Origin of the sequence: Cohnella herbarum (genome assembly GCF_012849095.1) — a bacterium.
In the GTDB taxonomy this organism is placed as follows: Bacteria; Bacillota; Bacilli; order Paenibacillales; family Paenibacillaceae; genus Cohnella; species Cohnella herbarum.
The window spans coordinates 7,169,701-7,194,118 of the sequence record NZ_CP051680.1; the positions used below are offsets into that span (position 1 = coordinate 7,169,701).

Annotated in this window: 15 protein-coding genes; 12 read left to right on the plus strand and 3 right to left on the minus strand. The window is 50.8% G+C overall.

From position 1 onward, the window contains the following. Nucleotides 1–45: 45 nt before the first annotated feature. Nucleotides 46–408 (plus strand): response regulator, encoded by a 363-nt coding sequence (locus tag HH215_RS30165; RefSeq protein WP_169283268.1) that lies wholly within the window; start codon nucleotides 46–48, stop codon nucleotides 406–408. Between the two features lie 119 nt (nucleotides 409–527). Here the strand turns inward: HH215_RS30165 and HH215_RS30170 are convergent, their stop codons facing one another. Then, entirely contained in the window at nucleotides 528–1,418 is an 891-nt protein-coding gene (locus HH215_RS30170) for a helix-turn-helix transcriptional regulator (protein ID WP_169283269.1), read from the minus strand. A 138-nt stretch (nucleotides 1,419–1,556) separates the two neighbouring features. Here HH215_RS30170 and HH215_RS30175 point away from each other — a divergent pair, with 138 nt between their 5' ends. The 4 genes from HH215_RS30175 to HH215_RS30190 all read left to right on the plus strand — a co-directional run bounded on the left by HH215_RS30175 (nucleotide 1,557) and on the right by HH215_RS30190 (nucleotide 6,974). Then, nucleotides 1,557–3,524, plus strand: coding sequence for a glycoside hydrolase family 127 protein (locus HH215_RS30175; RefSeq protein ID WP_169283270.1), 1,968 nt, complete (start codon nucleotides 1,557–1,559; stop codon nucleotides 3,522–3,524). 172 nt (nucleotides 3,525–3,696) lie between these two features. After that, the gene (locus HH215_RS30180; protein WP_169284651.1) at nucleotides 3,697–5,112 is read left to right on the plus strand and encodes an ABC transporter substrate-binding protein; all 1,416 of its coding nucleotides are present in this window, start codon (nucleotides 3,697–3,699) and stop codon (nucleotides 5,110–5,112) included. Nucleotides 5,113–5,184: 72 nt separating this feature from the next. Then, nucleotides 5,185–6,108, plus strand: coding sequence for a carbohydrate ABC transporter permease (locus HH215_RS30185; RefSeq protein ID WP_169283271.1), 924 nt, complete (start codon nucleotides 5,185–5,187; stop codon nucleotides 6,106–6,108). After that, on the plus strand, nucleotides 6,105–6,974 hold the full coding sequence (locus tag HH215_RS30190) for a carbohydrate ABC transporter permease (RefSeq protein ID WP_169283272.1): 870 nt from the start codon (nucleotides 6,105–6,107) through the stop codon (nucleotides 6,972–6,974). The genes HH215_RS30185 and HH215_RS30190 overlap by 4 nt, the downstream gene beginning before the upstream one ends. A gap of 684 nt (nucleotides 6,975–7,658) precedes the next feature. Here HH215_RS30190 and HH215_RS30195 read toward each other — a convergent pair. After that, on the minus strand, nucleotides 7,659–8,543 hold the full coding sequence (locus HH215_RS30195; RefSeq protein WP_169283273.1) for an AraC family transcriptional regulator: 885 nt from the start codon (nucleotides 8,541–8,543) through the stop codon (nucleotides 7,659–7,661). Between the two features lie 142 nt (nucleotides 8,544–8,685). Between HH215_RS30195 and HH215_RS30200 the strand changes: the two genes are divergently transcribed. The 6 genes from HH215_RS30200 (at nucleotide 8,686) to HH215_RS30225 (ending at nucleotide 18,210) form a co-directional block, all read left to right on the plus strand. After that, nucleotides 8,686–11,352 carry a family 78 glycoside hydrolase catalytic domain gene (locus tag HH215_RS30200; RefSeq protein WP_169284652.1) on the plus strand — a complete coding sequence of 889 codons (2,667 nt, stop codon included), beginning with the start codon at nucleotides 8,686–8,688 and terminating at the stop codon, nucleotides 11,350–11,352. 472 nt (nucleotides 11,353–11,824) lie between these two features. Further along, nucleotides 11,825–12,655 (plus strand): polysaccharide deacetylase family protein, encoded by an 831-nt coding sequence (locus HH215_RS30205; RefSeq protein ID WP_169283274.1) that lies wholly within the window; start codon nucleotides 11,825–11,827, stop codon nucleotides 12,653–12,655. Further along, nucleotides 12,639–13,592 (plus strand): phosphotransferase family protein, encoded by a 954-nt coding sequence (locus HH215_RS30210; RefSeq protein ID WP_169283275.1) that lies wholly within the window; start codon nucleotides 12,639–12,641, stop codon nucleotides 13,590–13,592. The genes HH215_RS30205 and HH215_RS30210 overlap by 17 nt, the downstream gene beginning before the upstream one ends. Nucleotides 13,593–13,814: 222 nt before the next feature. Beyond that, the gene (locus HH215_RS30215) at nucleotides 13,815–14,651 is read left to right on the plus strand and encodes an NAD-dependent epimerase/dehydratase family protein (RefSeq protein WP_169283276.1); all 837 of its coding nucleotides are present in this window, start codon (nucleotides 13,815–13,817) and stop codon (nucleotides 14,649–14,651) included. A 111-nt stretch (nucleotides 14,652–14,762) separates the two neighbouring features. Beyond that, nucleotides 14,763–16,400 (plus strand): response regulator, encoded by a 1,638-nt coding sequence (locus tag HH215_RS30220; protein WP_169283277.1) that lies wholly within the window; start codon nucleotides 14,763–14,765, stop codon nucleotides 16,398–16,400. Continuing rightward, nucleotides 16,393–18,210 carry a cache domain-containing sensor histidine kinase gene (locus tag HH215_RS30225; protein ID WP_169283278.1) on the plus strand — a complete coding sequence of 606 codons (1,818 nt, stop codon included), beginning with the start codon at nucleotides 16,393–16,395 and terminating at the stop codon, nucleotides 18,208–18,210. The genes HH215_RS30220 and HH215_RS30225 overlap by 8 nt, the downstream gene beginning before the upstream one ends. 146 nt (nucleotides 18,211–18,356) lie before the next feature. Here HH215_RS30225 and HH215_RS30230 read toward each other — a convergent pair whose 3' ends face one another. Further along, on the minus strand, nucleotides 18,357–21,083 hold the full coding sequence (locus tag HH215_RS30230; protein ID WP_169283279.1) for an alpha-mannosidase: 2,727 nt from the start codon (nucleotides 21,081–21,083) through the stop codon (nucleotides 18,357–18,359). 308 nt (nucleotides 21,084–21,391) lie between these two features. Between HH215_RS30230 and HH215_RS30235 the strand changes: the two genes are divergently transcribed. Continuing rightward, complete coding sequence (locus HH215_RS30235; protein ID WP_169283280.1) at nucleotides 21,392–23,488, plus strand: carbohydrate-binding protein; 2,097 nt, start codon at nucleotides 21,392–21,394, stop codon at nucleotides 23,486–23,488. Nucleotides 23,489–24,418: the final 930 nt, after the last annotated feature.

Consider the following 24,418-nt stretch of genomic DNA (forward strand, 5'->3'; position numbering starts at 1 on the left):
GTCTCGAAGAGGGCGACGTCGTTTTACTTGGGGAGGTAGGCTCAATTGGCAAAAATCATGGTAGTAGACGATGCGGCGTTCTTGCGCGCAATGCTTAAAGATATATTGGTGAAGGCAGGTCACGAGGTCATCTTCGAAGCCGCGAACGGTCAAGAGGCCGTGGATAGGTATAAGGCGGTTCGGCCCGATCTCGTAACGATGGATATTACGATGCCCGTGATGGAGGGCGTCGAAGCCGTTAAAGAAATACGAAAGCTCGACCCTACGGCCAGCATCGTGATGTGCTCCGCAATGGGGCAACGAAATCTCATTATCGAAGCCATCCAGAGCGGGGCCAAGGACTTTATCGTCAAGCCGTTCCAAGCGAATCGGGTTGTCGAAGCGGTGAATAAAGCGATCGGTTACTAGGTCGCTCCGAGAAAATAGGCTTGGGAACTATAATTCCGGCCGACAATGGCCGATAGGTCATTCCATGACCGCTTTGCGAGCAACGCAGCAGAGCGGATTTTCGTATGCTCTCCGTTCCTCTAGGGATGTCCCATGAGCTTCCTGCGGAAGGCAAGCGGAGCGATCCCTTCTTTATTGGAGAAACAGAACGTGAAATAGGAGCCATGCTGGAAGCCGACTTCCTCCGCGATGCGTCCGACGGACCAATCCGTTTGGACGAGCAGCTTCTTGGCTTGCTCCAACCTATATTGAAGCAAATAATCCATCGGCGTCATTCCGTACACTTTCAACATGCATTTGGCCAAATAATTAGGATGATAGTTCAGTTCCTCCTGCAACGTTGCGTTGGTTAGCTTATTCGTGTAATTTTGCCGGATGAACAGTTCGATCTTCTCGGCTAAGTGAAATGCGGTACCGTCCGAAGTAGAAGCGAGTTCGCGGTCTAGATGTTGGATGAAGAGTTGAAAGGCGGATTGCCGCTTCCAGTTGCGCAGCGATCGGGGCTCGTCTTCCAATTGGAAAAATTGATTTAAGATTTCAAGAGCCTTCGGCTTCAGCTTCACGTGTTTCGGGATGAATACCGAGCATACCTCGGTATGATTCAAATACGCGGTTTGCTTATGGCTGGCGATAAGCGCCGACTGGTTTTCCAAACATTTGTTCATCCCGCCGCATTCATCCCAAGCCCCGAAAGTATGGAAATGAATCCAGATGATCTCCGTTTCTTCGGTGCACGGCTCGGTCCCGTAATGATTGGCATCGGGCCGCAGGATGAAGGCTTCTCCCGGTTCGATCGTCCATTCGGTCGAGCCTTCTCCCAGATTCAATCTCCCCTTCGTAACGACGACTAAATCGAACACTCCGATATGATTCCGACTGACATGGCGATCTCCGATCCGGTAGTAAGCACGGCCGCAATCGATGAAGTAAGGCACGGGCGGCGAGATGAAATGCAGGATAGGCGTACTCAAATTCGTTCCCTCCTGTTGGTTGTAATTTTTAAAAATGTGGTTGTAATTGAATATATAAATCCCATGATAACACATGTATTATACTTAATATAGCGCTTACATCTTAGGTGGGATTTATAAAATAAAGGGGCATATTTGATGCGAAATTTATCCGACTCCACAGCCATTTCTCTTAAGCAGGTAATCATTCAGGATGATTTTTGGTCCCCCTATATTTCATTAGTCCGCGACGTAGTCGTTCCTTATCAATGGGAGGCGCTTAACGACAGGATCGAGGGGACGGAGCCGAGCCGAGCGATTCGGAATTTCAAAATCGCGGCGGGTTTGGAGCAGGGCGAGTTTTACGGAATGGTGTTCCAAGACAGCGATGTATCGAAATGGCTTGAAGCCGTCGGATATTTGTTAGCCCTTCAACCGGACCGAGAACTGGAGAACATCGCCGATGAGGTTATCGAAATTATAGCCAAAGCGCAGCATGAGGACGGTTACCTGAACACGTACTTCACGCTTAAGGAGCCGGACGGCAGATGGACGAATCTTGCGGAATGCCACGAGTTATATTGCGCCGGGCATTTAATAGAAGCCGCCGTCGCATACAGCTCGGCGACGGGGAAGAGGCTTCTTCTGGACGTAGCATGCAAGCTTGCCGATTGCATCGACGAAGCCTTCGGTCCGGAGGAAGGCAAAATCAAGGGTTACGATGGACATCAGGAAATCGAACTGGCTCTTATGAAGTTATATCGCGCGACCGGTCAAGACAAGTATTTGCGGCTGGCCAAGTTTTTCTTGGACGAGAGAGGGAAGCTTCCGCACTTCTACGACGAAGAATACGATCGGCGCGACGGAGCGACCCACTTCAAGAGCTTGCGAATGTCCAAAGACAAATCATACAGTCAAGCGCATCTTCCGGTTAGGCTGCAACAGACGGCGGAAGGCCATGCGGTCAGGGTCGTCTACATGCTCTCGGGAATGGCGGACGTCGCGGCCGTGACGGGAGACGAAAGTTTACTGCAAGCCTGCCGTACGCTCTGGCATAACATCGTGTCCAAGCGAATGTATATTACGGGCGCGATCGGTTCCATGGCTCACGGCGAATCTTTTACTCTCGATTACGATCTGCCAAGCGATACCGCTTACGCGGAAACGTGCGCTTCGATCGGATTGATCTTTTTCGCGCAACGAATGCTTCGAATCCGACCGATAAGCGAATACGCAGACATCATGGAACGCGCTCTGTACAATACGGTCATCGGAGGGATGTCGCGCGACGGAAAGCATTTCTTCTACGTGAATCCGCTCGAGGTTTGGCCTGAAGGCAATGCGAAAAACAAAAATTTCGAGCATGTGAAGGCAGAGCGTCAGAGATGGTTCGGTTGCGCATGCTGCCCGCCTAACATCGCGAGATTGATTGCATCGTTAGGTTCCTATATTTATTCGGTCAAAGAGAATACGGCATACGTGCATCTCTATATCGGAAGCCAAGTCCAATTCGAACTTGCGGATCGGAAAATTCAATTGGTGCAGCATTCGGAGTTACCTTGGGAAGGGAATATCCGATTCGAGGTTTTGCCGCAGCAAGCCGCCAGGTTTACGCTGGCGCTGCGAATTCCGGAATGGAGCAAGGTACCCGAGATTTCCGTTAACGGTCAGTGGATCGAAATCTCCGACGAGCAACGGAAAGACGGCTACGTTCATCTCGACAGGGAATGGTTGCCGGGAGACATTGTCCATCTCGTTCTTCCGATGACCACCCGTTTCATGAAGGGTAATCCTCTTATTCGCGAGACGATCGGGAAAGTATCCCTGCAGAGAGGCCCGATGGTTTACTGCTTAGAAGAAGCGGATAACGGTCCTCATCTGCATCGAATGATTATCGAGCCTGACGGCCAATCGCAGTCAAGCTTTGATGATAGCCTTCTCGGCGGGCTGCAGACGATTTCGGTCCCCGCATATCGAATACGGGACGAAGGCTGGAAGGATAAGCTCTATCAAGCAAACGTCGATGTTCGGCTTGAGCCCGCGACGGCTCGGTTCATTCCCTACTTTGCATGGGCTAACAGGGGCGCGGGGGAAATGAGAGTATGGATTTCCGAGAAATGGCACTAATCCTGTTTTGGTGAAAGAGTACGATTCCGACTCTGGTCAGGGAGGGAAGGGCATGGAGCAATCGTTCCTCGGAATAACCGCCTTATAGACAGATGAAATATTCCCCGCCGACGCGGGAGGAATTCAGGAAAGACAACGAAATTTATATGATGGAGGGGTTAATGTGAAGGCAATGAAGAAAGGATTCATGATTAGCGTAGCTATGATCTTGATCTTGGCCTTGATCGTGGGATGCAGCTCCAAAAATAACGAAAATACAAACGCATCGCCATCGGGAGAAGGGGCTTCGAAATCGCCGGAGAGTTCGCCGGCGCAAGAGCCTTCCAAGACCGAGAAAGTCAAAATTATCTACTCGATGTGGGGAAGCGCGGAAGAAGGAAGCAAAACCCAGGAAGTGGCCGACAAGTTTAATGCTTCCCAAGAAAACATCGAAGTAGAAGTGCAAGCGATTCCTTGGGAAAACTACATGACCAAGTTGAATACGATGGCAACGGCAGGTCAATTGCCGGATACGGGGATGATGCGGGAGGATGGCGTCATCCAGTGGTCCTCCGAAGGCATGCTGAACGATGTAAGCGCCATGTACGAAGGAAGCGACAGCAAACCGCTGGATAGCCTGGCTTACAAACATCAAGGCAAAACCGTAGCCTATGCCTCCGCGAACGAAATCCTCCTTCTTTATTACAACAAAGACATGTTCGACAAAGCGAGCGTGCCTTATCCTCCGAACGCGTTGGATAAAGCATGGACATGGGACGAATTCGTAGCAACGGCCAAGAAGCTGACGATCGACAAGAATGGCAAACATCCTGACGAGGATGGCTTTGATTCGCAGAGCATCGTTCAGTACGGCGCATCCGTCGAAAATCTGCCGTGGCAGTTAGAAACTTGGGCGCTCAGCAATGGCGGCGGTTTCTATAACGCCGACGGGACAGAAGTGAAAATCGGGGATGACGCCAGCACCGAAGCGATTCAGAAAGTCGCGGATCTGTATTTGAAAGATCATGTTGCCCCGTTGTCCGTCGGACAAACCGACGACGGCATTCAGCGCACCATTATTGCGGGAACGGTCGCCATGGCCACGAACGGCCAGTGGAACGTAGGAACAAGCTTGAATGCCGCCAAAGCGGAAGGGTTGAATTATGGCGTAGCCGTATTGCCTTACATGAAGGAAAAGGTTACCCTCAATACGGGCGGCGCTAATGTCGTATTCTCCCAGACTAAACATCCGAAAGAAGCGATGGAATGGCTCAAGTGGTACGGTTCGGAAGAAAACAACTGGGGACTCATTGAATCGGGAATCTGGATGCCGGTGCTGGAAAAGTGGTATAAGGATGAAACTCTCACCCATAAATGGGTCGACAATCCGAACTTCCCTCCGTACGAGGAATATAAATCCGCGGTAGTCGATTATGCGCAATCCTCGGCAGCGAGACCGGCTTCCTGGTTCTTTACGAATTATACGACGGAATTCAACACCTTGCTCGGATCGACTCTGGGGGATGTGTGGACCGGAAAGACGACCGCCAAGGAAGCCATTTCCAAAAATCTCGAAGCTTTGAAAGCAGCCAATAAAGGCGAAAAATAACGAATAAGAAGGATGACCGCCAAGATCGCGCAAGTGGCGGTCGTCCTTCGTACATGAGGTGGGGAGCGAGAAATGGAAACCTTTAATCAACCGCCGCAACGTCGTTCCCGCATTCATTCAAGCGAGGCAAGGGTTGCTTATATATGCTTGATTCCGGCATTCCTCGGACTGATTTTCCTGACCTATCTCCCTCTTCTGGGAGTGCTGGGAATCAGCATGACGAATTGGACAGGGTTAGCAAATCCCGAATTTATCGGCCTCAATAATTATATCAAGATCTTTACTACCGATCCTTATATCAAAGATTCGATTATCGCGACGATCTACTTCGCCGTTTTATCCGTAGCCGGAAGCATGGTTTATTCGCTTTTCATCGCTATGCTGTTGAATCGTAAAATTCCGGCAAGAGGTTTTTTTAGAGCCGTATTTTATGTGCCGTATGTTTTGCCGGCCGTTGCCATATACGTAGGGTGGTCCTGGCTGTACGAGGCGAACTTTGGATTTTTCAATTATCTCCTCTCCGAGATGGGGTTGGATAAAGTTCTCTTTATTGCGGATTCCAATTACGTGGTCCCCTCTCTATCCTTGATTGCGGTCTGGCTGTCCGGGAACTTGATCGTTATTTTTTTGGCCGGGCTTCAGAACGTTCCGAGAGTCTATCATGAAGCGGCTGAAATGGACGGCGCGAATGGCTGGAAACGCTTCAGGCATATTACCTTGCCCAGTATCTCGCCGATCATCTTCTACAACTTGTTGATGAGCCTGATCGCTAATCTCCAAGTCATTACGCCGGCCCTTGCTCTAACGAACGGAGGTCCGGGCAATTCTTCCCGATTCATGACTTATCTGATGTACGATCAGGCTTTCGTCAATTACAAGCTGGGTTATGCCTGCGCGACGACCTTTATCATTTTCGCCATCCTTGCCGCCTTTACCGCCGTGCTGTTCAAGACGTCGAACCGGTGGATCTTTTCCGAAGGGGGCGACGACAAATGAGCGAAGCCGTATATGGCAGACTAAAGAGCAAAAAACGCAATGATCGAATGATGAACGTCCTAACGCTTGTCGTTGTCGTATTCTGCGCCGTTCTCGTACTCTTTCCGATTTGGTGGATATTCCGTACGTCGCTGATGACGAATGCCGAGATTTACAGATTTCCGCCTTCGCTCCTACCGAATAATTGGCTGTTTTCCAACTATGAAAAAACTTTGGAAATATTCAAATTTTGGAAATATTTGTGGAATACGATGGTCATTATCGTTCCTTCCTGTTTGGCGGGAACGTTTACGGCCACCTTGTGCGGATATGCCTTTGCGAGGTTGCGGTTTCGGGGCAAAAGTTTGATCTGGGCGCTTTGCATCGGTTCGATGCTTTTACCTACCATGGTTACGCTCATTCCGCTGTACATTGGGTGGACGCGGGGTCTGGGGCTTCATGATAGCTATCTGCCTTTGATTTTGCCTTATTTCTGCGGGGGCGGCGCCTTCAATATCTTTTTGATCCGACAGTTTATTCTCTCCATACCGAGAGAACTCGACCAAGCGGCAACGATCGACGGCGCCGGATACTTCCGCATCTTGTTCAGCATTATTATCCCGGCGATCAAGCCGGCCATGATTGTCGTCGCGTTGTTTATTTTCATCGGCCTATGGAACGATTTGCTCCAACAGATGATTTACATTAATTCGAGCGATAAATATACCATTGCGTTGGGGCTTACCAATTTCAGAGGTCAATTAAAGTCGGACTGGTCTCTGACGATGGCAGCCACGTGTCTGTCCTTTGCTCCGGGCGTGATTTTCTACCTGGTCGGTCAAAAGTATTTCGTAGAGGGAATCACGATGACCGGAATAAAAAGTTAGGCGGAGGATGGCGTGCCGGCAAGTTATGTCCATGTCGATCAGGGATAATCTTATCCCGGATCGGCTTTTTTTGTTGTATAGGAAGTAGAATTTTGTTTGATTCTTCAATATTTAGCTCCTGAGCAAAGTACACATATTCATTTATATAGACGAGTACTAAAAAATCCATATTTTTTTAACTCAAAGCTTGTCGATACTTTCTATTGGTCTATCAGTTATTTCGTCAATAAAGCCTTTTAACAGCAGCGCTTAAAGATTTCCCGGAATGTTATCTATCGCCTATCTATGCTTAATAAAAATACATACTCGATTCTCACAACACTCAAAATTTAATTGTAAAATGTACATTTAGTTTCGTCCAAATTCCTCGTTTCCACCTTCTAAATGTAAAAAGTGCACCTAGATTGATTGATTTCGTCTGTGATCGAAATATTCACCTAATCTAGTTGTAGGTTTTACACTTAGTCATTTGAGAAAGAAAAATTCCCCCGAACTAGTTGTAGATTGTACACTTAAGTGTACAAGATTTCCAGGTTTACTCTAAATTGCTGAGTCGCTTAATTCAAAAAACACTTTTAATTTTATGACTGATTTTGCATTCATTTATAGAGAACCCTTAATGCCGTCTATATAGTCACTCGTTATTGTGATTTTGTTACAAGTTTCGGAAAGTAAAAATTCGCGCTACTTATCCGAAACTCGTGAATGGGCCTTCCGATAAGCGCTGGGAGTCATGCCCGCGATTCGTTTGAAAACGGTCAAGAACGAGGCTATGTCCTTATAACCCGTCATTTCGGCGATCGTGTTGACCTTGAACGTCGAATTTCTTAACAGTTCGCAGCTTCTGCGCACGCGCAGCGATTGCAGGTACCGGTTGAAGGATTGAGAGGTATGCTGCATGAACAAGCGTTGAAGATGCCGTTCGCTCCATCGGCTGATTTGCGCGAGGCGGGCGAGCGACAGTTCTTGGGACAAATTCCGTTCCATATACGTCAACAGATGGTCGAAGTCGGAGAATTTACGTATCGGCGGAGAATGCGGGACATGTTTTCCCCGGTTGACGACAATGAGCAATTGAAGCAGCAATGCGTGCAAATAATCCGCCGATCCACCTAGAGGCAACGAATATTCGCGATGGAGCTGAACGAATAACTTCTCTATGGAATCTCCCGCCTCCGCGAGGTGGAAGTATGATTGCGCGCCTTCATGAAGGGCCGATATGAAAGCTTTAACATGGCCGTCGGAGACGAAGTCGCCTAATTTCGTTAGAAGTCGCGGGCTAAAGACGCAATTAAAGACGGTGAGCGGATGTTTGGTCAGATTCGCCGATATGGGACGGAAAACATGGGGAGTGCCGATGGGAATATAGCAGAGCTGCCCTTTGCTTACTTCGTGAACTTGATCGAAGACATGGTGAAATCCGTTGCCTTCGGCAATATAAGCGAATTCGATAAAATCATGATCGTGCATCGGCGAGTTGAAATCTTCCGAAGCCCGGTTCACGTAAAGAAGCATATCTTTTTGAAACATTCCTTCGCTCTTAAATGTCTCTACCGGCCTGTTGCTCATCCGTTTCTCCGCTCCCTTTTACCGATCAACAATGTCCGTTTTACAAATATAAGATGTCCGTAATGCCGCAATACATGCGAGTGGCTCCATTATATCATAAAGAGATAAATCGCCTGTCATTCAGAGAGGAGTTAACTCAGTGATGTTGGAAGTTATCGAGCTGCGTTGCGAATACAAAATCAATCCGGTAGGGCTGGACGTAACGAACCCCCGGATCAGTTGGAAGCTAAAATCCGACGAGAGAGCCGTCATGCAATCGGCTTACGAAATCGAAGTCGCCGAAGAGCAGGACTTTCATGCCGTCGTGTGGGGATCGGGCAAGGTGATATCGGAACAGTCCGTTCACGTGGAATTGGACGGCTTAAACGTGGTTTCGCGTAAACTCTATCATTACCGGATTCGAGTCTGGAGCACTAGCGGGGACAACTCCGGCTGGTCGGAAACGGCTTATTTCGAAACGGGAATATTGGATAATACGGAATGGCGGGCGGAATGGATCGGCGTTATCAAGAACGAGGCGGAGTTGGAAGGGAAACCGGAATCTCCTTCGGAACGAAGCCCGTTGCTACGCAAAGGGTTCGAAGTAAAGGGCGGCGTAAAACAAGCTCGCGTATACGCATCCGCTTTGGGAATATACGAACTGGAGATCAATGGCTCCAGGGTGGGCGACAGTTATTTTACCCCGGGCTGGACGAGTTATAAGCATCGGCTTCAAGTTCAGACATATGACGTAACGCACCAACTCGCAACCGGAGAGAACGCCATCGGCGCAATGCTCGGCAACGGTTGGTACAAGGGACCGCTTGCTTGGGAAAATCATCATTGCTTGTACGGTAATCGCCAAGCGCTATTTTTGGAGTTGCACATCTCTTACGCGGACGGGACGGAACAGATCGTAACGACGGATGCAAGCTGGCGGACGGGGGGAAGCCCGATCCTCATGTCCGAACTCTATCACGGAGAAACGTACGACGCGAGATTGGAGCAACCGGGATGGAGCAGCGCGGGATTCGATGACGACGGGTGGGACGAAGTAGCGGTTATCGCTCAATCCAATGAGGTCCTGATCGCCCAAGAAAACGAAACCGTCAAAAAAATAGAAGAGATTAAAGCGATCGAACTGATTAAGACGCCGCTCGGAGAAACCGTCATCGATTTCGGTCAGAACATGGTCGGTTGGGTACGTTTTACGGTAGAGGGTGCCGCGGGCAGGGAAGTCGAAATTCACCACGCGGAAGTGCTTGATTCGGAAGGTAACTTCTACACCGAGAACATGCGCGCCGCGAAGCAGACCATTAAGTATGTGCTGAAAGGCGGAGAGCCGGAAACATTCGAGCCGCGCTTCACGTTCCAAGGCTTCCGATACGTTCGATTGGTCGGTTTCCCGGAGCCGATTCGGTTGGAGGATTTCACCGGAGTCGTGCTTCATTCGGATATGGCTTCGACCGGCCGATTCGAGTGCTCCGATCCGCTCGTGAATCAATTGCAGCACAACATCGAATGGGGCCTAAAAGGCAATTTCCTCGATGTGCCGACGGATTGCCCGCAACGGGACGAAAGGCTCGGATGGACGGGCGATGCCCAGATGTTCATTCGCACGGCTGCTTACTTAAAGAACGTCGCTCCTTTCTTCACGAAATGGAACCGCGATCTGGCAGCCGATCAGAGGGAAGACGGAGGCGTTCCGTTCGTCATTCCGCACGTGCTGAACGAAGATTCCCATTCCTCTGCCGCTTGGGGGGACGCCGCCGTTATCTGTCCGTGGACGATCTACCTGTGTTATGGGGATAAAAGAATACTGGAAGAGCAATACGGCAGCATGAAAGCTTGGGTCGAATATATTCGCCGCCAAGGCGACAACGAATATCTATGGAATACGGGATTCCACTTCGGCGATTGGCTGGGACTCGATTCCAAGCCGGATACGTACGTCGGAGCGACCGACAGGGATTATATCGCGACGGCGTTCTACGCTTATTCGGTTTCCTTGCTGCAGAAAGCGGCGGCGGTCATCGGAGAAACGGAAGATGCATCAAAGTACGGGGAGCTGTACGAGAAAATCGTAGCCGCTTTCGCGGAAGAGTTCTTCACCCCGTCGGGCCGATCTTCGGTTCCGACCCAGACGGCGCAAGTGCTCGGCCTCACCTTCGGAATCCTCGATGACAAGGCTAAGAAACGGGCTACGGCCAAGCTGATGGAGCTGCTGGAAGAAAGCAAATTCCATCTGACGACCGGATTCGTGGGTACTCCGTACTTGAACCATGCGTTAAGCGACAACGGCCAGAACGACGCGGCTTATAAGCTGCTTCTGCAACAGGATTATCCTTCGTGGCTGTACCCGGTAACGAAAGGCGCGACGACGATCTGGGAGCATTGGGACGGAATCAAGGAAGACGGCAGCTTCTGGAGCAAAGACATGAACTCTTTCAACCACTACGCTTACGGCGCGATCGGCGATTGGCTCTACCGTTCCGTAGCGGGTATCGATACGGACGAGCAAGCGGCCGGTTACAAGCGCATCGTGATTCGTCCTCGGCCGGGTGACGGACTGACTTGGGCGGATGGACGATTGGATTCGATGTACGGGGAAATTCGTTCGTATTGGAAGAAGACGGATGGAGGAATGGAGCTCGAGGTGTCCGTTCCGGCGAACACGACCGCGGAAATTCATCTTCCGGGGGCCGATCTGGCATCGGTCAAAGAGAGCGGGAAATCGTTAGATGCCGCGGTCGGCGTGGTCTCCTCGAAGCAAGTGGAAGGCTCCGTCGCTCTGGCGGTTGGTTCCGGGCAGTATAAGTTTAGCTGGTAAGCGGCGATAGAGTTATGGGGAGTTTAATGGGCTTATTGTGAGGGGCTCGGGTGACTTGGTTTCTGGGAATAAGCTCGTGTGGCGGTACTGATGGGTTTTTGGGAGGCTCGGTTTCTGGGAATAAGCACGTGTGATGGTACTCATGGTGCTTGGATGACTCGGTTTCTGGGAATTTTTATGTGGGAAGTTGTAGACATAGGCTATTATTTATGAGATATAAGAGGAATAAACCGTAAAGGTGGATTCTTGCCGAAGACTAGATAGAGAGTGACGGAAAGACGCTGAGGCTTTAGGGCATTCAGCGTCTTTGGCAATTTGCGATAGTGACAGGGTGTGAACGGAGCTCCCTGCCATTGTCGCAAAATGCGACAATAGCGCGCTGTGGATGGTGCATTCCCCTCCCATTGTCGCGAAATGCGACAATGGCGAGACAACCGCAGCACCTACATCCTTAAATGAGGTGGAAACGAGTATGCGAGTAAAGTTGGACAGGTTTCCGGATGGCAAGAGAATGGCGTTAACGATGAGTTATGACGATGGCATCTATCACGATCGCAGGCTCGTGGAGACGATGAATCGTTACGGCCTTCGCGGAACGTTTCATTTGAATTCAGGGATGTTGGGCAAGAAAGATTACTTGGAGCGGGATGAGATTGCGACGTTGTTCGCGGGGCACGAGATATCGGCGCATACCGTGACTCATCCGTTTCTGCCTTTTATTCCGAAGGAGCAAGCGGTACAGGAATTGCTGAACGACCGAATCGCTTTGGAAGAATTGGCGGGGTACCCGGTTCGAGGTCTATCCTATCCTTTCGGCTCGTGGGATGGTTCCATCGTATCAATGTTGGATTCCGTCGGGATCGAATACGCCCGGACGGTAGACAGTCATGGCTCTTATCGGATGCCGGACAACTTTCAGCAATGGTCTCCGACATGCCATCACCGCGATATGATCGGACATGCCGAGAAATGGCTTAGCGACAATAAGGTATTTCCGACAATGGCACTCCTGTACGTGTGGGGGCATAGCCATGATTTCGATCGGGAGAACAATTGGGAGCTGCTGGACCAGTTCGGGCAACTCGTTGGCAACCGCTCCGACATCTGGTATGCGACGAACATGGAAATCGTGCTTTATTCCAAAGCGTTGAAGGGATTACGGTTCTCGGCGTCGGGACATCTGGCGCACAATCCTTCCGCTATTCCGGTATGGGTTGCCGTAGATAACCGCGAAATACGAATAGATGGCGGCGCGACCGTCCATTTGAAGGAGGACGCGGAACCGGATGGAAGGCGCTTATAAGTCGAAGCTGAGCGAACGGCAGCTTAATGAAGTTATCCAAGCCAAGATGAATAGTACCATTCGGTCTTACTCCGAGCTTACCGAGGGATGGGCGAACAGCGCGTATTCGATCGAAATGGAGGATGGGAAAAAGGTAGTTCTCAAAGCGCGTCCTCCCGCGGACATCCGATACATGCGGTGCGAAGTCGACCAGATGAAAACGGAAGTTGATGCGATGCGGCGATTGGCATCAAACCGATCCTTACCGATTCCTCATATTTACGTCTACGATCAATCGCTTGAGCTTCTTCCGGTCGAATATTTCATTATGGAGCATCTTGAAGGTAAGCCTTACAATCAAGTGAAGGCCGAGTTGCCAGAGGAACAAAGGGATGCGATTGAACGCCGGCTGGGGGAGCTCAACTATCAAATCAACGAGTGTATTGGAGAAGGCTTCGGCTTCTATTCCAGGCCAACCGACCGTTCATGGCGTGATACGTTCAAAGAAATGATCTTCGGGGTTCTTGAGGACGGGAAGGAAGCGGGAGTGTCGTTGCCTATCGCTTACCCGGAATTGGAACGCCTCATTGAAGAGCGATTATATTCGTTAGACGAGGTCATTGAGCCGAGACTGTTACATTGGGATCTATGGGATGGCAACGTGTTCGTAAAAGACGGGCAGCTCTCCGGCATTATCGATTTCGAGCGGGCGATATGGGGCGATCCGATCATGGAGCATTATTTTAGCCACTTTAATCCATCGGTCCCTTTCAGGCAAGGGTACGGGATTTCCTTGACCGAACCTTCGCAGCTCGCCAGAAGAAAACTATACGATCTTTACCTTGACCTGATTCTGTATATCGAATGCGCTTTTCGCAAGTATGATAACGAGAACCATGTAAAATGGGCCTATGATAACCTAGCGCAAGGCTTGGAACGCTTCTGCGCATCCGAATAATAGATTGAATCGCCGATGTTACCGAAAGCGTTGAAGACGATTCAAAGAGAACTTTAATCTCAGCGATAACCAATCCCGTTCCCGATAATCCCGGCGTGCGGGATTTTTATTCGATCGGCTAATATCGCACGCTTTTATTTAACATTGTCTCATTGTCCCTCCGTAGCTCGGGATTTAAGATAGAGGCGGACTGAGTAAAGGGGCGAGAGGGGATTAATAAGGATGCGTACAATCGCGGTTACGGGCGGGAGTGGCAAGCTGGGAGTTTGGGTGGTCGATGATCTGCTTCGCCAAGGTTATCAAGTCGTATCGTTGGACGAGAAGCGGTCCGACAAATTACGTTGCAAGCAACTGAAGGTGGATCTATCCGATTTCGGTCAAGTCGTCGGAGCGCTGCACGGTTCGGATGCGATCATCCATCTCGCTGCGATTCCGGCGCCGTTAGGATATACGAACGATTATATTTTCTCGAACAACGTTAGATCGACTTATCATGTGCTTGAAGCCGCGTCCGTACTAGGAATCGATAAAGTCGTCACCGGTTCGAGCGAATCGGCTTATGGCTTCTGCTGGGCGAAGACGCCATTCTCGCCGAACTACGTACCCGTCGATGAGCTTCATCCCGCGTTGCCTCAAGAATGCTACGGACTATCGAAGATCGTCGGGGAGCAAACGGCGGAGATGTTCCATCGCCGAACCGGCATGCGGGTTTACTCGCTGAGGTTCTCCATGATCGTGACGCCGCAGGAATATTCGCGTTCCGCCATCTCCGAGCCTGAAAGGTACAAACGCATTCTCTGGAGCTACATCGATATCCGCGATGCCGTTCAGGCATGTATCGCGTCTTTGAGATCGGACGATGAGGGCTGCCATACGTTAAACATCACGAGTAACGATACGTTGAGCGATTGGCCGACGGAAAGGCTATTGTCGCATTTCTATCCCGAGATTACGGATCGACGTCAAACTTTCGCGGGCAGAGAAGCCATCGTAAGCAATGCGGGAGCCAAGAGCATCTTGAATTGGACCCCGGAGTTCACCTGGGAACAGAATAAATAAATACCGGAAAGTTTAAGATTACCCCCGTGTAATCTTAAACTGAATTCGGTTATGATTGTTCTTGTAAGCGTTTTCCAGAATGCTAACCCAATAGCGGGAAGGGGATGGATTATGTTGCGCGCTCTCATAGTGGACGATGAGTTCGAGATTCGGGAAGGCTTGCGCAAGAGAGTGCCCTGGTTGGATTACGGGATCGAGGAAGTGTTCGTTGCCGATGACGGCGATACGGCACTGGCGATCGCCCTGGAGAAGAAGCCGGATATTATCGTAACCGATATTAAGATGAGCCGGTTGTCCGGTCTGGAATTTCTCGGAGCTCTGTACCGCGAGAACGAATATTTATGGAAAGCCGTCGTCATAAGCGGTTATGACGATTTCGAATTGGTGAAGCAAGCGATGCAGCTCGGCGCGATGGACTATATTCTCAAGCCGATCAATACGGAAGAACTTGGACGAATCGTACGCAAAGCTTCGGATCAAATCATGCGGGAGAGAATGGATCAGCACAACCAAGCCCAGATGAAAAATCAGATGCAGCTAGCCGTGCCGAAATTGCGGGAAGAGCTGCTTCGCGAAATTATAGAGCACGAATACGATCCTTATCGGGAAACCAGAATCGTTCATCGCCTCCAAGCTTTGGATCTGGAATGGATGACGCAACAGCCGTTGCTCATGATGATCGTGGAAGTTGACGATCTGAAAGCGATCGTTAATCGGGCCGGGTATACGAACGAGAAGGAGCTGGTGTTATTCGGTATTGGCAACGTCGTTAACCAGACGCTGACCGAGGAATTTCCGTTCCCGTTCGCCTTGTTCAGCGATTCCGGCTTGAGGTGGGGGGCGGTTCTTAGCTGCAAAAATCCGGAACAGATTCTGCTCGGCAATTCGGTAGCTCAGATCTGTCTGAGGAGAATCAACGAATTCGTTAAGGTGAAGGCCAGTATCGGAATCAGCTCGATGCCCAAGGATTTGAAGCATATCCACGAGATGTTCTTGGAGTCGGGCGAACTGTTGGACAGGAAAATCGTATACGGAGGCAATCGGATTTTTACGGAACAAGACTTCGAATTCGACGGAGAGAGGGCGGAGTTTTCCCTTCGAGAGTCCGAAGAAGTACTCGATCTTGTCAAATACGGCTCGGATGAAGAGATCAGCGTCTCGATGAACGGATTCGTGGACATGGTGCAGTCTTGGAGACTGGCCAATCTCAAGGATGTTCAGCAACAAATATTCAAATGGTTGATGGGAATCTTTCGGAGCGCGGCAGCGGCCGGATGGCCGGATCGAAGTTGGGAACGAAACCCGATCTCTCTCTGGGAGCAGTTAGAGCAATTCGATAACTTGCAGTCCCTTCGGGCTAAGACCGAAGGGTTTCTTCTCTCGATGGCAGCCGATTTCCGCAAACTGACGGCTTCTCCTAGCCAGATCGTGTTGGAGGCGGAGAAGATGATACGCAAAAGGTATTCGGAAAATCTTTCTCTCCAGATCGTAGCCGACGAGGTGCATGTGACGCCGGTGTGGCTCAGCAAGCTATTCAAGAAGGAGAAGAAGCAAACCTTTTTGGAATATTTGACCGAGGTCAGAATTATGAAGGCGAAAGATATGCTCGGGGACGTCAAATACAAGATTTATCAGATTTCGTATCAAGTCGGATATAAGGACCCGGTTCACTTCACTAAGCTATTCAAGAAACAGTCCGGGTTCACGCCCAAAGAGTATCGGAAACAAAGGGGAATCGCGGATGATTAAGGCTTCGTTGCGTCTCGCTTCCTCTTTTCGGAATAAAATGATTCTTATTTTCTTCGCGATTACGATCGTTCCGTTCATCATATTCGCTTACTACGCTTATATGAAATCGATCGAGGGCATCAAGAACGCGAACGCGACGTTCTCCATGAGTTATTTGCAGCAAGCCAAAATGAACTTCGAAACGTATCTGGATCAATTGAACGATCAGGTCAACGACTTGATCGGCAACAGATCCGTGCAGCAATGGTTGGAACGCGAGCCTTGGAGCAACGAAGAGGAAGAGGCTTTCGCCGTGAACATGTTAGGGTTCGTCTATCAGCGGAAGCCGCAGATCGATGCGCTCAGAGTTCGGATCCTGCCGTTGAATCCGTCCCGTTATCCGACCTATATGAACACGATGGGGGAATCGATCGAGGTCGGCGAAGAGGAATGGTTCAGGAAGTCGAAGGCTACCGTCGTACCGACCTGGCATCTGTCTATGCCTAAGGAAGGTCTCTACGGGAGACCTTTGCTTTCCTATATTAAGAGGTTTACGGGCTTATATGACCGCATTCCTCGGGGGATGATCGTAACGGACCTTGCCGAGGATCACTTAAAGAGATTCTTTTCTCCTTCGGAGAGCATGGAAGGCCAGAAGTTTCTCATCGTCGGCGCGGATGGCCGGGTGCTGTTCGACTCCTTCGACAATGAATGGACGGGGGACGTCATTCCGTCGAAGAAATTTCTGCAGATTCGGGAAACATCCCCCGAGGGTGCGGAAACGCTGATGATGGACGGGGAAAAGAAACTGATCACGTATACGAAAATGAATAACGAGCCGTGGACGATCGTAAGCATGACGCCATTACATGCGTTGACGCAACCGATCAATGTCATGAATCGGCTGCTGATCTTTTTTATCGCGGTCTATTTGATCTGTTCCGTCGGCGTCGTCATCTATATCACTTTGAACTTTACCCAACCTGTCGTTAGGCTCGTCCGTCTGATGAGAAGGCTGGAGGAAGGGGATTTCGAATACAAGGTTCCCATGTCGGCCCGTAAGGATGAGATCGGCTGGCTGTATCGCGGATTCGGAAGCATGATCAAGAAGATCGAAGGTTTGATCGAGCAAACGTCCCGTTCGGAAAGAAACAAGAAGGAGCTGGAATTCCAAGTTTTGAGCCACCAAATTAATCCCCATTTTCTATACAATACGCTGGAGTCGATTCGATGGAAGGCGGAGAATCACGGGAGAAGCGATATCGGAGAGATGGTTTCCGCGCTAGGGAATTTGCTGCGGCTTAGCTTGAATCAAGGGAAGGACATTACGACGGTCGGACGCGAGATCGAACAGGTGAAAGCATACGTGCAGATCGAACAAGCCCGTATCGGGATGCCGCTAAGGGTTCTGTATTTCTTCGACGAGGAAATGCTGGAGCTGCCGTTCATGAGACTGCTTCTGCAGCCGCTCGTCGAGAATGCGATTCAGCATAGTATCCGGGATAATTTCGAGAAAGGTAAAGTCATCATGTCCGGTTACGTGGAAGATCAGGATCTCGTTATCGAAATTACGGATAATGGCAAAGGGATTCCGGAGTCGGTTCTGACGCAGTTGGATGCCGAGGATACCGGAGGAAGAGGCAAACGTCGCCAAGGCGTCGGATTGCGTAACGTCAATGAGCGCTTGAAACTCTACTTCGGGAACAACTACAAGTTGCTCATCGAAACCGGCGAGAGCATGGGGACGAAGATCACGATCCGTCACCCGATTCTGGATTCGCTCGGGGAAGCGGATACGGATGGTGATGAGAGAGCGAGGCAAATCCTCTAGCCCGGCTGGGCCGGGTTACAGCGGGGAAATGCAGCGTATGGGCGAATTAGCCCGGGTGGACCGGGTTACAGCGAGGAAAAACAGCGCGGAAGCAATGAAATCGTAACGAGGCTGCCCAAGATGACATAGGGGCAGCCTCGTTTTTATTAGTTGCGCAGTCCGACGGTTACGATTTGATAGGGGCCTACAGGGAATTGTCCGTTAACCGCATCGTGGCTATTGTCTTCGAGAATGTTGCTAACGTACGCTTGACCGTCCCGCGCCGTAACTAGCCTGACTTCGCTTGGCGCCCCGTTCGCGTTGTACCATCGCGCCATCCAGTCTCCTCGTTGCTCGTTCGTCTTGAGGTTGGAGAACAAAATGCCTTCCCCTTCCCAACGAAGGAACTCGAACCGCGGCGGGACAGTTCCGGCATGCAAGCCGGTCTGGCAAACCGTCAACGGCACAGGAAAACGGTGCGCTTCCCGGTAGGCATCGATTCGATCGCTCCCGCCGTGAGGTAGGATCATCCACTCGGCGGAGTGGTTGCCGAGGCATTGCGCTTCCGGCGTCTCGAAGACGCCCCAATCGCCAAGCTCACCGACGGATCGCAGAAGGGTGACCGCCAGCGTGCTCCTTCCGTCGAGCAGCGTCTCATACTCGTTCAAGCCTTTGCCGGCGACGGTCAGCCCGCGCTGGGAATCGTGAGCATCGACGAACGCTTGCATATGCTGGCAGTTGCTCGGATTTTGCCACTCCCGGGACGGGGTGTTCTGTCGCTCGGCTACCTCGAAGATAGAGTCGGCGAAATGGGTCGAAGATCGGACGTCGGTTGGATAGAGCGCCCGCAGGCGGTGATCCTTGGCCGGATTGTCGTAAGATACGCTAACTTGGACGCCTTTGCCTAACCGCTCCAAGCTCACTCTCGTTGTCAGAACGAGGGGCACCCGCTTAACCGAGCGACCCGATTTCCGATCGAGGATCGAAACCATCGTCCGAACCTCTTGATCCAACCTTTCATCCGCGGATACGGGAATACTCATCTCCTGTACGATCTCGATCGTTGCCCGGTAAGGGGCATCTTCGACGACGCGAATCCGAGCGTTGCCGCCCTTCGTCGTAATGGGAACGTCGCCGTCCGGTTGTCTGAAAATATACTCGTTGCCAACGTCGCCCGCATCCTCGTAGTGCCCCAGATCCAAGAACGTTTGACCGCTCCTCTTATCTAGCAACGTCATACCGCCATCCGCTTCGATCGATAAACGCAAATTGGCGTTCTCCAATGTCGCTTCTCCCGTGACGAGAGAAGCGACTCCCGAACTTCCCGTAGCTTGCTCCTCGCCAATAGCCGAAATCCAAGCAAATACCAAGTGTCCCATTGCCGGCATGATTCCCGTCTCGAAAGTCAGCCGTACGAATCTTGCCATATAAGGCTGCCTGAATTTATCGTCGGGCAGGTCATACCCGAACTTCACTCCTAAATCCTCGGAAGCGAAATCTACGGGCTCTCCCCGATGATTAATCAACGATCCGTCCGCGGTCGTTCTTTGGCGGACTTCCTCCGCGACTCGAACCGGGTTCTCGCTTTGCTTGAAGTATCTCCTACTTAACTCGACATCGAAACTCGTAACCGAGGAGCCTTTGTAACCGCTCGTGTTATACGCGACGAACGGCGCGGCGGCGCTTCCATAAACTTCGAAGCCGCTTGTATCGACTCGTTCGCTTAAGTGTCGCGCGCTTTCCCGAATGATCGCTTTCGCGACTTCGGTACTCTTAGCGAACCGGGTTTCCATCTCGCGATACACCTCGTCGACGCTGCAACCGCAGATGCTGTCGTGAGGGTGGTTCTGCATTAATGTTTTCCAAGAATAGTTGAACAGAGCATGAGGGTAGGGCTTGCCTTCGACAAGCGCGAGAGAAGCGAGCGGTTCCGCCACCTTCTCCAACAGAGTCTGGTTTCGCTGGTTGAGCTGTTTAATCGGAACCCGCGCGGACGCGGTATTCACGAGGGTGAACCATCCGTCCGTTTTCTGTCCGCGGAGTTCACCGCGCGTCGTGCTAAGCTTCGGCGGCAGAGTAGCTAGGACATCGTTAATATAATCGTCGAAATTGGAATGCACGAATTCATGCTCGGGGTACAAATCCCGGGCTACCCTAAGGGCTTCGGAGAGATTGGTCTGCACGGGTTGATGATCGCAGCCGTTCATGAGCAACAAGTGAGGCGTCGACGCGTACCGCGACGCGCTCTCGATACGATGATCCCAATATTGGCGAGCTTCCGCGGGATCGACGGGGATTTCCATTCCATTGTTGTACCAGTTAGCGAACAGGATACCGAGCACTTGCGACCCGTCGGGAGACTCCCATGTGAGTTCCGAGAAAGGAGATTCAAGGCTCGAGCCTTCGCCTACTTGATTGTTAAACCCGGTCGCTTTGACCCCGCGTCCGAATACGGCATTGTGAATGCCAGCCTGCTTCAGCAGTTGCGGAGCTTGCCCCATGTTTCCGAACGAATCGGGAAAATACCCCACCTTGGATACGGGGCCGAACGCGGCTGCATCGCGGTGTCCGATCTGCAGGTTCCGGACGTTGGCTTCGCTGCTCGTCAGGAACTCATCTTGCAGCACGTACCAAGGACCGGCGGATATTTTCTCCTCCTTGCACAATCGTTGCAGCAGCTCTCTTTTTTCCGGATACACTTGCAAATAGTCTTCTAGAACGATGGTCTGGCCGTCTAAATAAAAGCTGCGGAAATCGGGATCGGTAGCAAAGGTGTCCAGCAGCGCATCCATCGTTTGTATGAGCTTTACATGGTGGGCTTCGTATGGCATATACCATTCCCTGTCCCAATGCGTATGGGAGATGACGTGGATAACCCGTTTCGGCGTGCTCATGAGATGGCCTCTTTTCTGTGAAGGAAATAGAATATACGCGGTAATTGTAAGGGAGTCCGCCCCCATTAACAATGAGAGAATAACAAACTTTACGGTGCGATCTTGGCGTCTCTATTTTCATCCCCAAATCGGATAATAATCGCTAGGGATATGATAAGAATGCCTCATACACAATTTTCCGCCGATCGTATAAAATGTGTCCGACTGCGTAACCCATGTTGCCCGGAGAGGAGGAGCTGATCCTACACCATACGATAGGGAAGCCAAGATTGTCGTGGCCAGAATAAAATCCGAGGAGGTATTGAGTTATGCAAACCCATCAACCGTTAGCAAGAAGAAACGTGATCGCCATGATCTCGCTTATCGCGGTGTTGCTGCTCTCGCAATTCTCGTTCTCGCCTTCCGTTGCTTCGGCGGCATCCGCTTTCACCCAGAACGCTGCATCGGCGTATAGCAGTCAATCCGGCATCCAATTGGAGTCCTCCAGCGAAGGCGGCCAGAACGTCGCATTCATCGACAACGGCGATTACGTCGCGTATACGAACATGGATTTCGGCAGCGGAGCGACCTCCTTCACCGCCAGAGTCGCAAGTAACGCAAGCGGGGGGAATATCGAGATCCGGTTGGACAGCATTACGGGCGCCGTCATCGGGACATGCGCCGTGACGGGTACCGGAGGCTGGCAAAATTGGACTAACACGTCCTGCAGCCTGAATGGAAGCGCAAGCGGAACGCATACCCTTTTCTTGAAATTTACGGGGGGAACCGGCAATCTATTCAACGTTCTTTGGTATAAATTCGGAGGGGGATTGTCTGCGTTCAACCAGATTGAAGCGGAAGCATTCAGCAGCCAATCGGGCACGCAGACGGAAGCATCTAGCGAGGGCGGGCAGAACATCGGGTTCATCGATAACGGAGATTATATCGCGTTTAACGGCGTCGATTTCGGTGCGGGGGCGACATCCTTTCAGGCAAGGGTCGCAAGCAACAACGCGAGCGGAGGGAATATCGAAGTCAGGCTGGATAGCTTAAACGGCACTCTAGCGGGAACCTGCGCAGTACCGGGAACGGGCGGTTGGCAGAATTGGGTCAACACCTCCTGCTCCGTGAACAACGCGACGGGAGTGCACAATCTCTTCTTGAAGTTTACGGGAGGAGCGGGCAACCTATTTAACTTGAATTGGTTTAAGTTCGGCAACGCCCCGCCCGTGACGGGCGGCGACGTCGTCGGCAAGCTGTTCGCGGGATACCAAGGCTGGTTCAACGCGGTAGGCGACGGCTCTCCCAACGGAGGCTGGATTCATTGGTCCAAGAACAGCAGCGCTCCGACGGCTAACTCTAACGTCAACTTCGAGCTGTATCCCGATATCCGGGAGTACTCGAAGCTCTATGCGACGAATCTGGCCAACTTCGGGAACGGAACCCAAGCGAAGCTGTTCTCGTCTTACGATCAGGAGACGGTCAACAAGCATTTCGAATGGATGCAGACTTACAACATAGACGGAGCCGCGTTGCAGCGTTTCGGTGCAGAAGAAAGCGATGTTCCGAACAATTGGAAGACGAACCGCGACAGCGTAGCGGTCAAGGTGAAGAACGCGGCCGAAACTTATAATCGCAAGTTTTACGTCATGTACGACATTACGGGAATGAACGCAAGCAACTGGGCGAACGCCGTCAAACACGATTGGACGACGAACATCGTGAACAACATGCACCTGACTTCGTCTACCGCATACGCCAAGCAGAACGGTAAGATTGTCGTCTGCATCTGGGGAATCGGCTTCACCGACCGTCCGGGAACGGCGGCGGAGCATGCCGATCTGATCAATTGGTTTAAGAACCAAGGGGTCTACGTAATCGGAGGGGTGCCTACGTATTGGCGGACGGGCAACAACGATTCCAAACCCGGTTTCCAGAGCGTATACGATTCGCTGGATATGCTCTCTCCTTGGTTCGTCGGAAGATTCGGCAGAAACGGGCTAAGCGACGTGGACGCGTACAAAACGAATCAGTGGACTCCGGATTTCGCGTATACGCAGCAACGGAATATCACTTACCAGCCGGTCATCTGGCCGGGATCCGCCTGGTCGAACATGACGGGCGGTCCGCGAAACGAGAATCCGAGGCTGCACGGGGACTTTATGTGGAGGCAAGCCTACAACATGAAGTCGCTGGGCATCAATACCGGGTACATCGCCATGTTCGACGAATATGATGAAGGGACGGCCATAGCCAAGATCGCCGAGAACAGCTCCATGATCCCGACCAATCAATATTTCCTAACTCTTGACGTGGACGGAGTGGCCGTATCATCGGACTTTTATCTCCGGTTAGCCAGCGACATCAACAAGATGTTCAAGGGAGAGATTCAACCGACGGTTAATCATCCTACGAGCCATCAATAACGCGAAGAGCGGCGGTTAGCGGGTTTTACCCTGCTAGCCGCTTTTTTTTCTGACTGGCAATGATGATGCCAGAGCGGATTAGCATTGCCTTGTGCAGATGGATAGACGAATAGCTAAGTAGCGAAACTATATAGACGGTACTAAACAATCCGTTAACGCCGATTCTCGCACCACTCAAAATTTAGTTGTAAAATGTACATTTAGTTTCGCCTATATTCCCCGTTTCCACCTACTAAATGTATAACCTGCACTTAGATTGCTTGATTTCGTCTGCAATCGAAATATTCACCCAAACGAGTTGTATGTTTTGCACTTAGTCAGTTGAGGAACGAAGAACTCCCCAAACTAGTTGTATGCTTTACACTTAGATGTACAAGATTTCCAGGTTTACTCTTCGGAAAACAGTTGCAATCTATATGACTGATTTCGCTTCGTTTATTGAGAATCTTTAATGCCGTCTATATATGAAACTGCGAAACAGCGAAATAGGCGGACTAGGCGGACTAGGCGGACTATGGCCTACTTTCGGCGAACTCACCTTACTTCCTTCCAACAAGGCACATTTTTGGCCTACTTTCGGAGCACGCTCCATACTTCCGTCCAACAAGGCACATTTTTGGCCTACTTTCGGCGCACTCGCCATACTTCCGCCAACTAGGTGCATTCGGCCTAGACAACAAAGAGTATCTGGCTAAGAAAGGCAAAAAGAGTGACCCGAGTAGTAACTATATGTCCGTTTATTTGTTTGCTTCGGATGATTAGAGAGACAGTAACTGGTTCCTCAAGCGTATCCCCGCCAAAGAAGACAGTCCTATACCGGAAAATTTAAGAACGTCTCATGTCGGGAATCGCCCAGACATTATAAGATAGGCTAGAAATTGGATTTCAGCGTAAGTAATCGGCGTTTAGCGGTTTAGCAACGAATAAATG

Excerpts from the sequence above, each read along its gene's own strand:
- HH215_RS30195 (WP_169283273.1), bottom strand. The coding sequence starts at position 8,543 with ATGAGCAACAGGCCGGTAGAGACATTTAAGAGCGAAGGAATGTTTCAA.
- HH215_RS30225 (WP_169283278.1), top strand. The coding sequence starts at position 16,393 with ATGATTAAGGCTTCGTTGCGTCTCGCTTCCTCTTTTCGGAATAAAATG.
- HH215_RS30175 (WP_169283270.1), top strand. The coding sequence starts at position 1,557 with ATGCGAAATTTATCCGACTCCACAGCCATTTCTCTTAAGCAGGTAATC.
- HH215_RS30215 (WP_169283276.1), top strand. The coding sequence starts at position 13,815 with ATGCGTACAATCGCGGTTACGGGCGGGAGTGGCAAGCTGGGAGTTTGG.
- HH215_RS30220 (WP_169283277.1), top strand. The coding sequence starts at position 14,763 with ATGTTGCGCGCTCTCATAGTGGACGATGAGTTCGAGATTCGGGAAGGC.
- HH215_RS30210 (WP_169283275.1), top strand. The coding sequence starts at position 12,639 with ATGGAAGGCGCTTATAAGTCGAAGCTGAGCGAACGGCAGCTTAATGAA.
- HH215_RS30205 (WP_169283274.1), top strand. The coding sequence starts at position 11,825 with ATGCGAGTAAAGTTGGACAGGTTTCCGGATGGCAAGAGAATGGCGTTA.
- HH215_RS30200 (WP_169284652.1), top strand. The coding sequence starts at position 8,686 with ATGTTGGAAGTTATCGAGCTGCGTTGCGAATACAAAATCAATCCGGTA.
- HH215_RS30180 (WP_169284651.1), top strand. The coding sequence starts at position 3,697 with ATGAAGAAAGGATTCATGATTAGCGTAGCTATGATCTTGATCTTGGCC.
- HH215_RS30185 (WP_169283271.1), top strand. The coding sequence starts at position 5,185 with ATGGAAACCTTTAATCAACCGCCGCAACGTCGTTCCCGCATTCATTCA.
- HH215_RS30230 (WP_169283279.1), bottom strand. The coding sequence starts at position 21,083 with ATGAGCACGCCGAAACGGGTTATCCACGTCATCTCCCATACGCATTGG.
- HH215_RS30190 (WP_169283272.1), top strand. The coding sequence starts at position 6,105 with ATGAGCGAAGCCGTATATGGCAGACTAAAGAGCAAAAAACGCAATGAT.
- HH215_RS30235 (WP_169283280.1), top strand. The coding sequence starts at position 21,392 with ATGCAAACCCATCAACCGTTAGCAAGAAGAAACGTGATCGCCATGATC.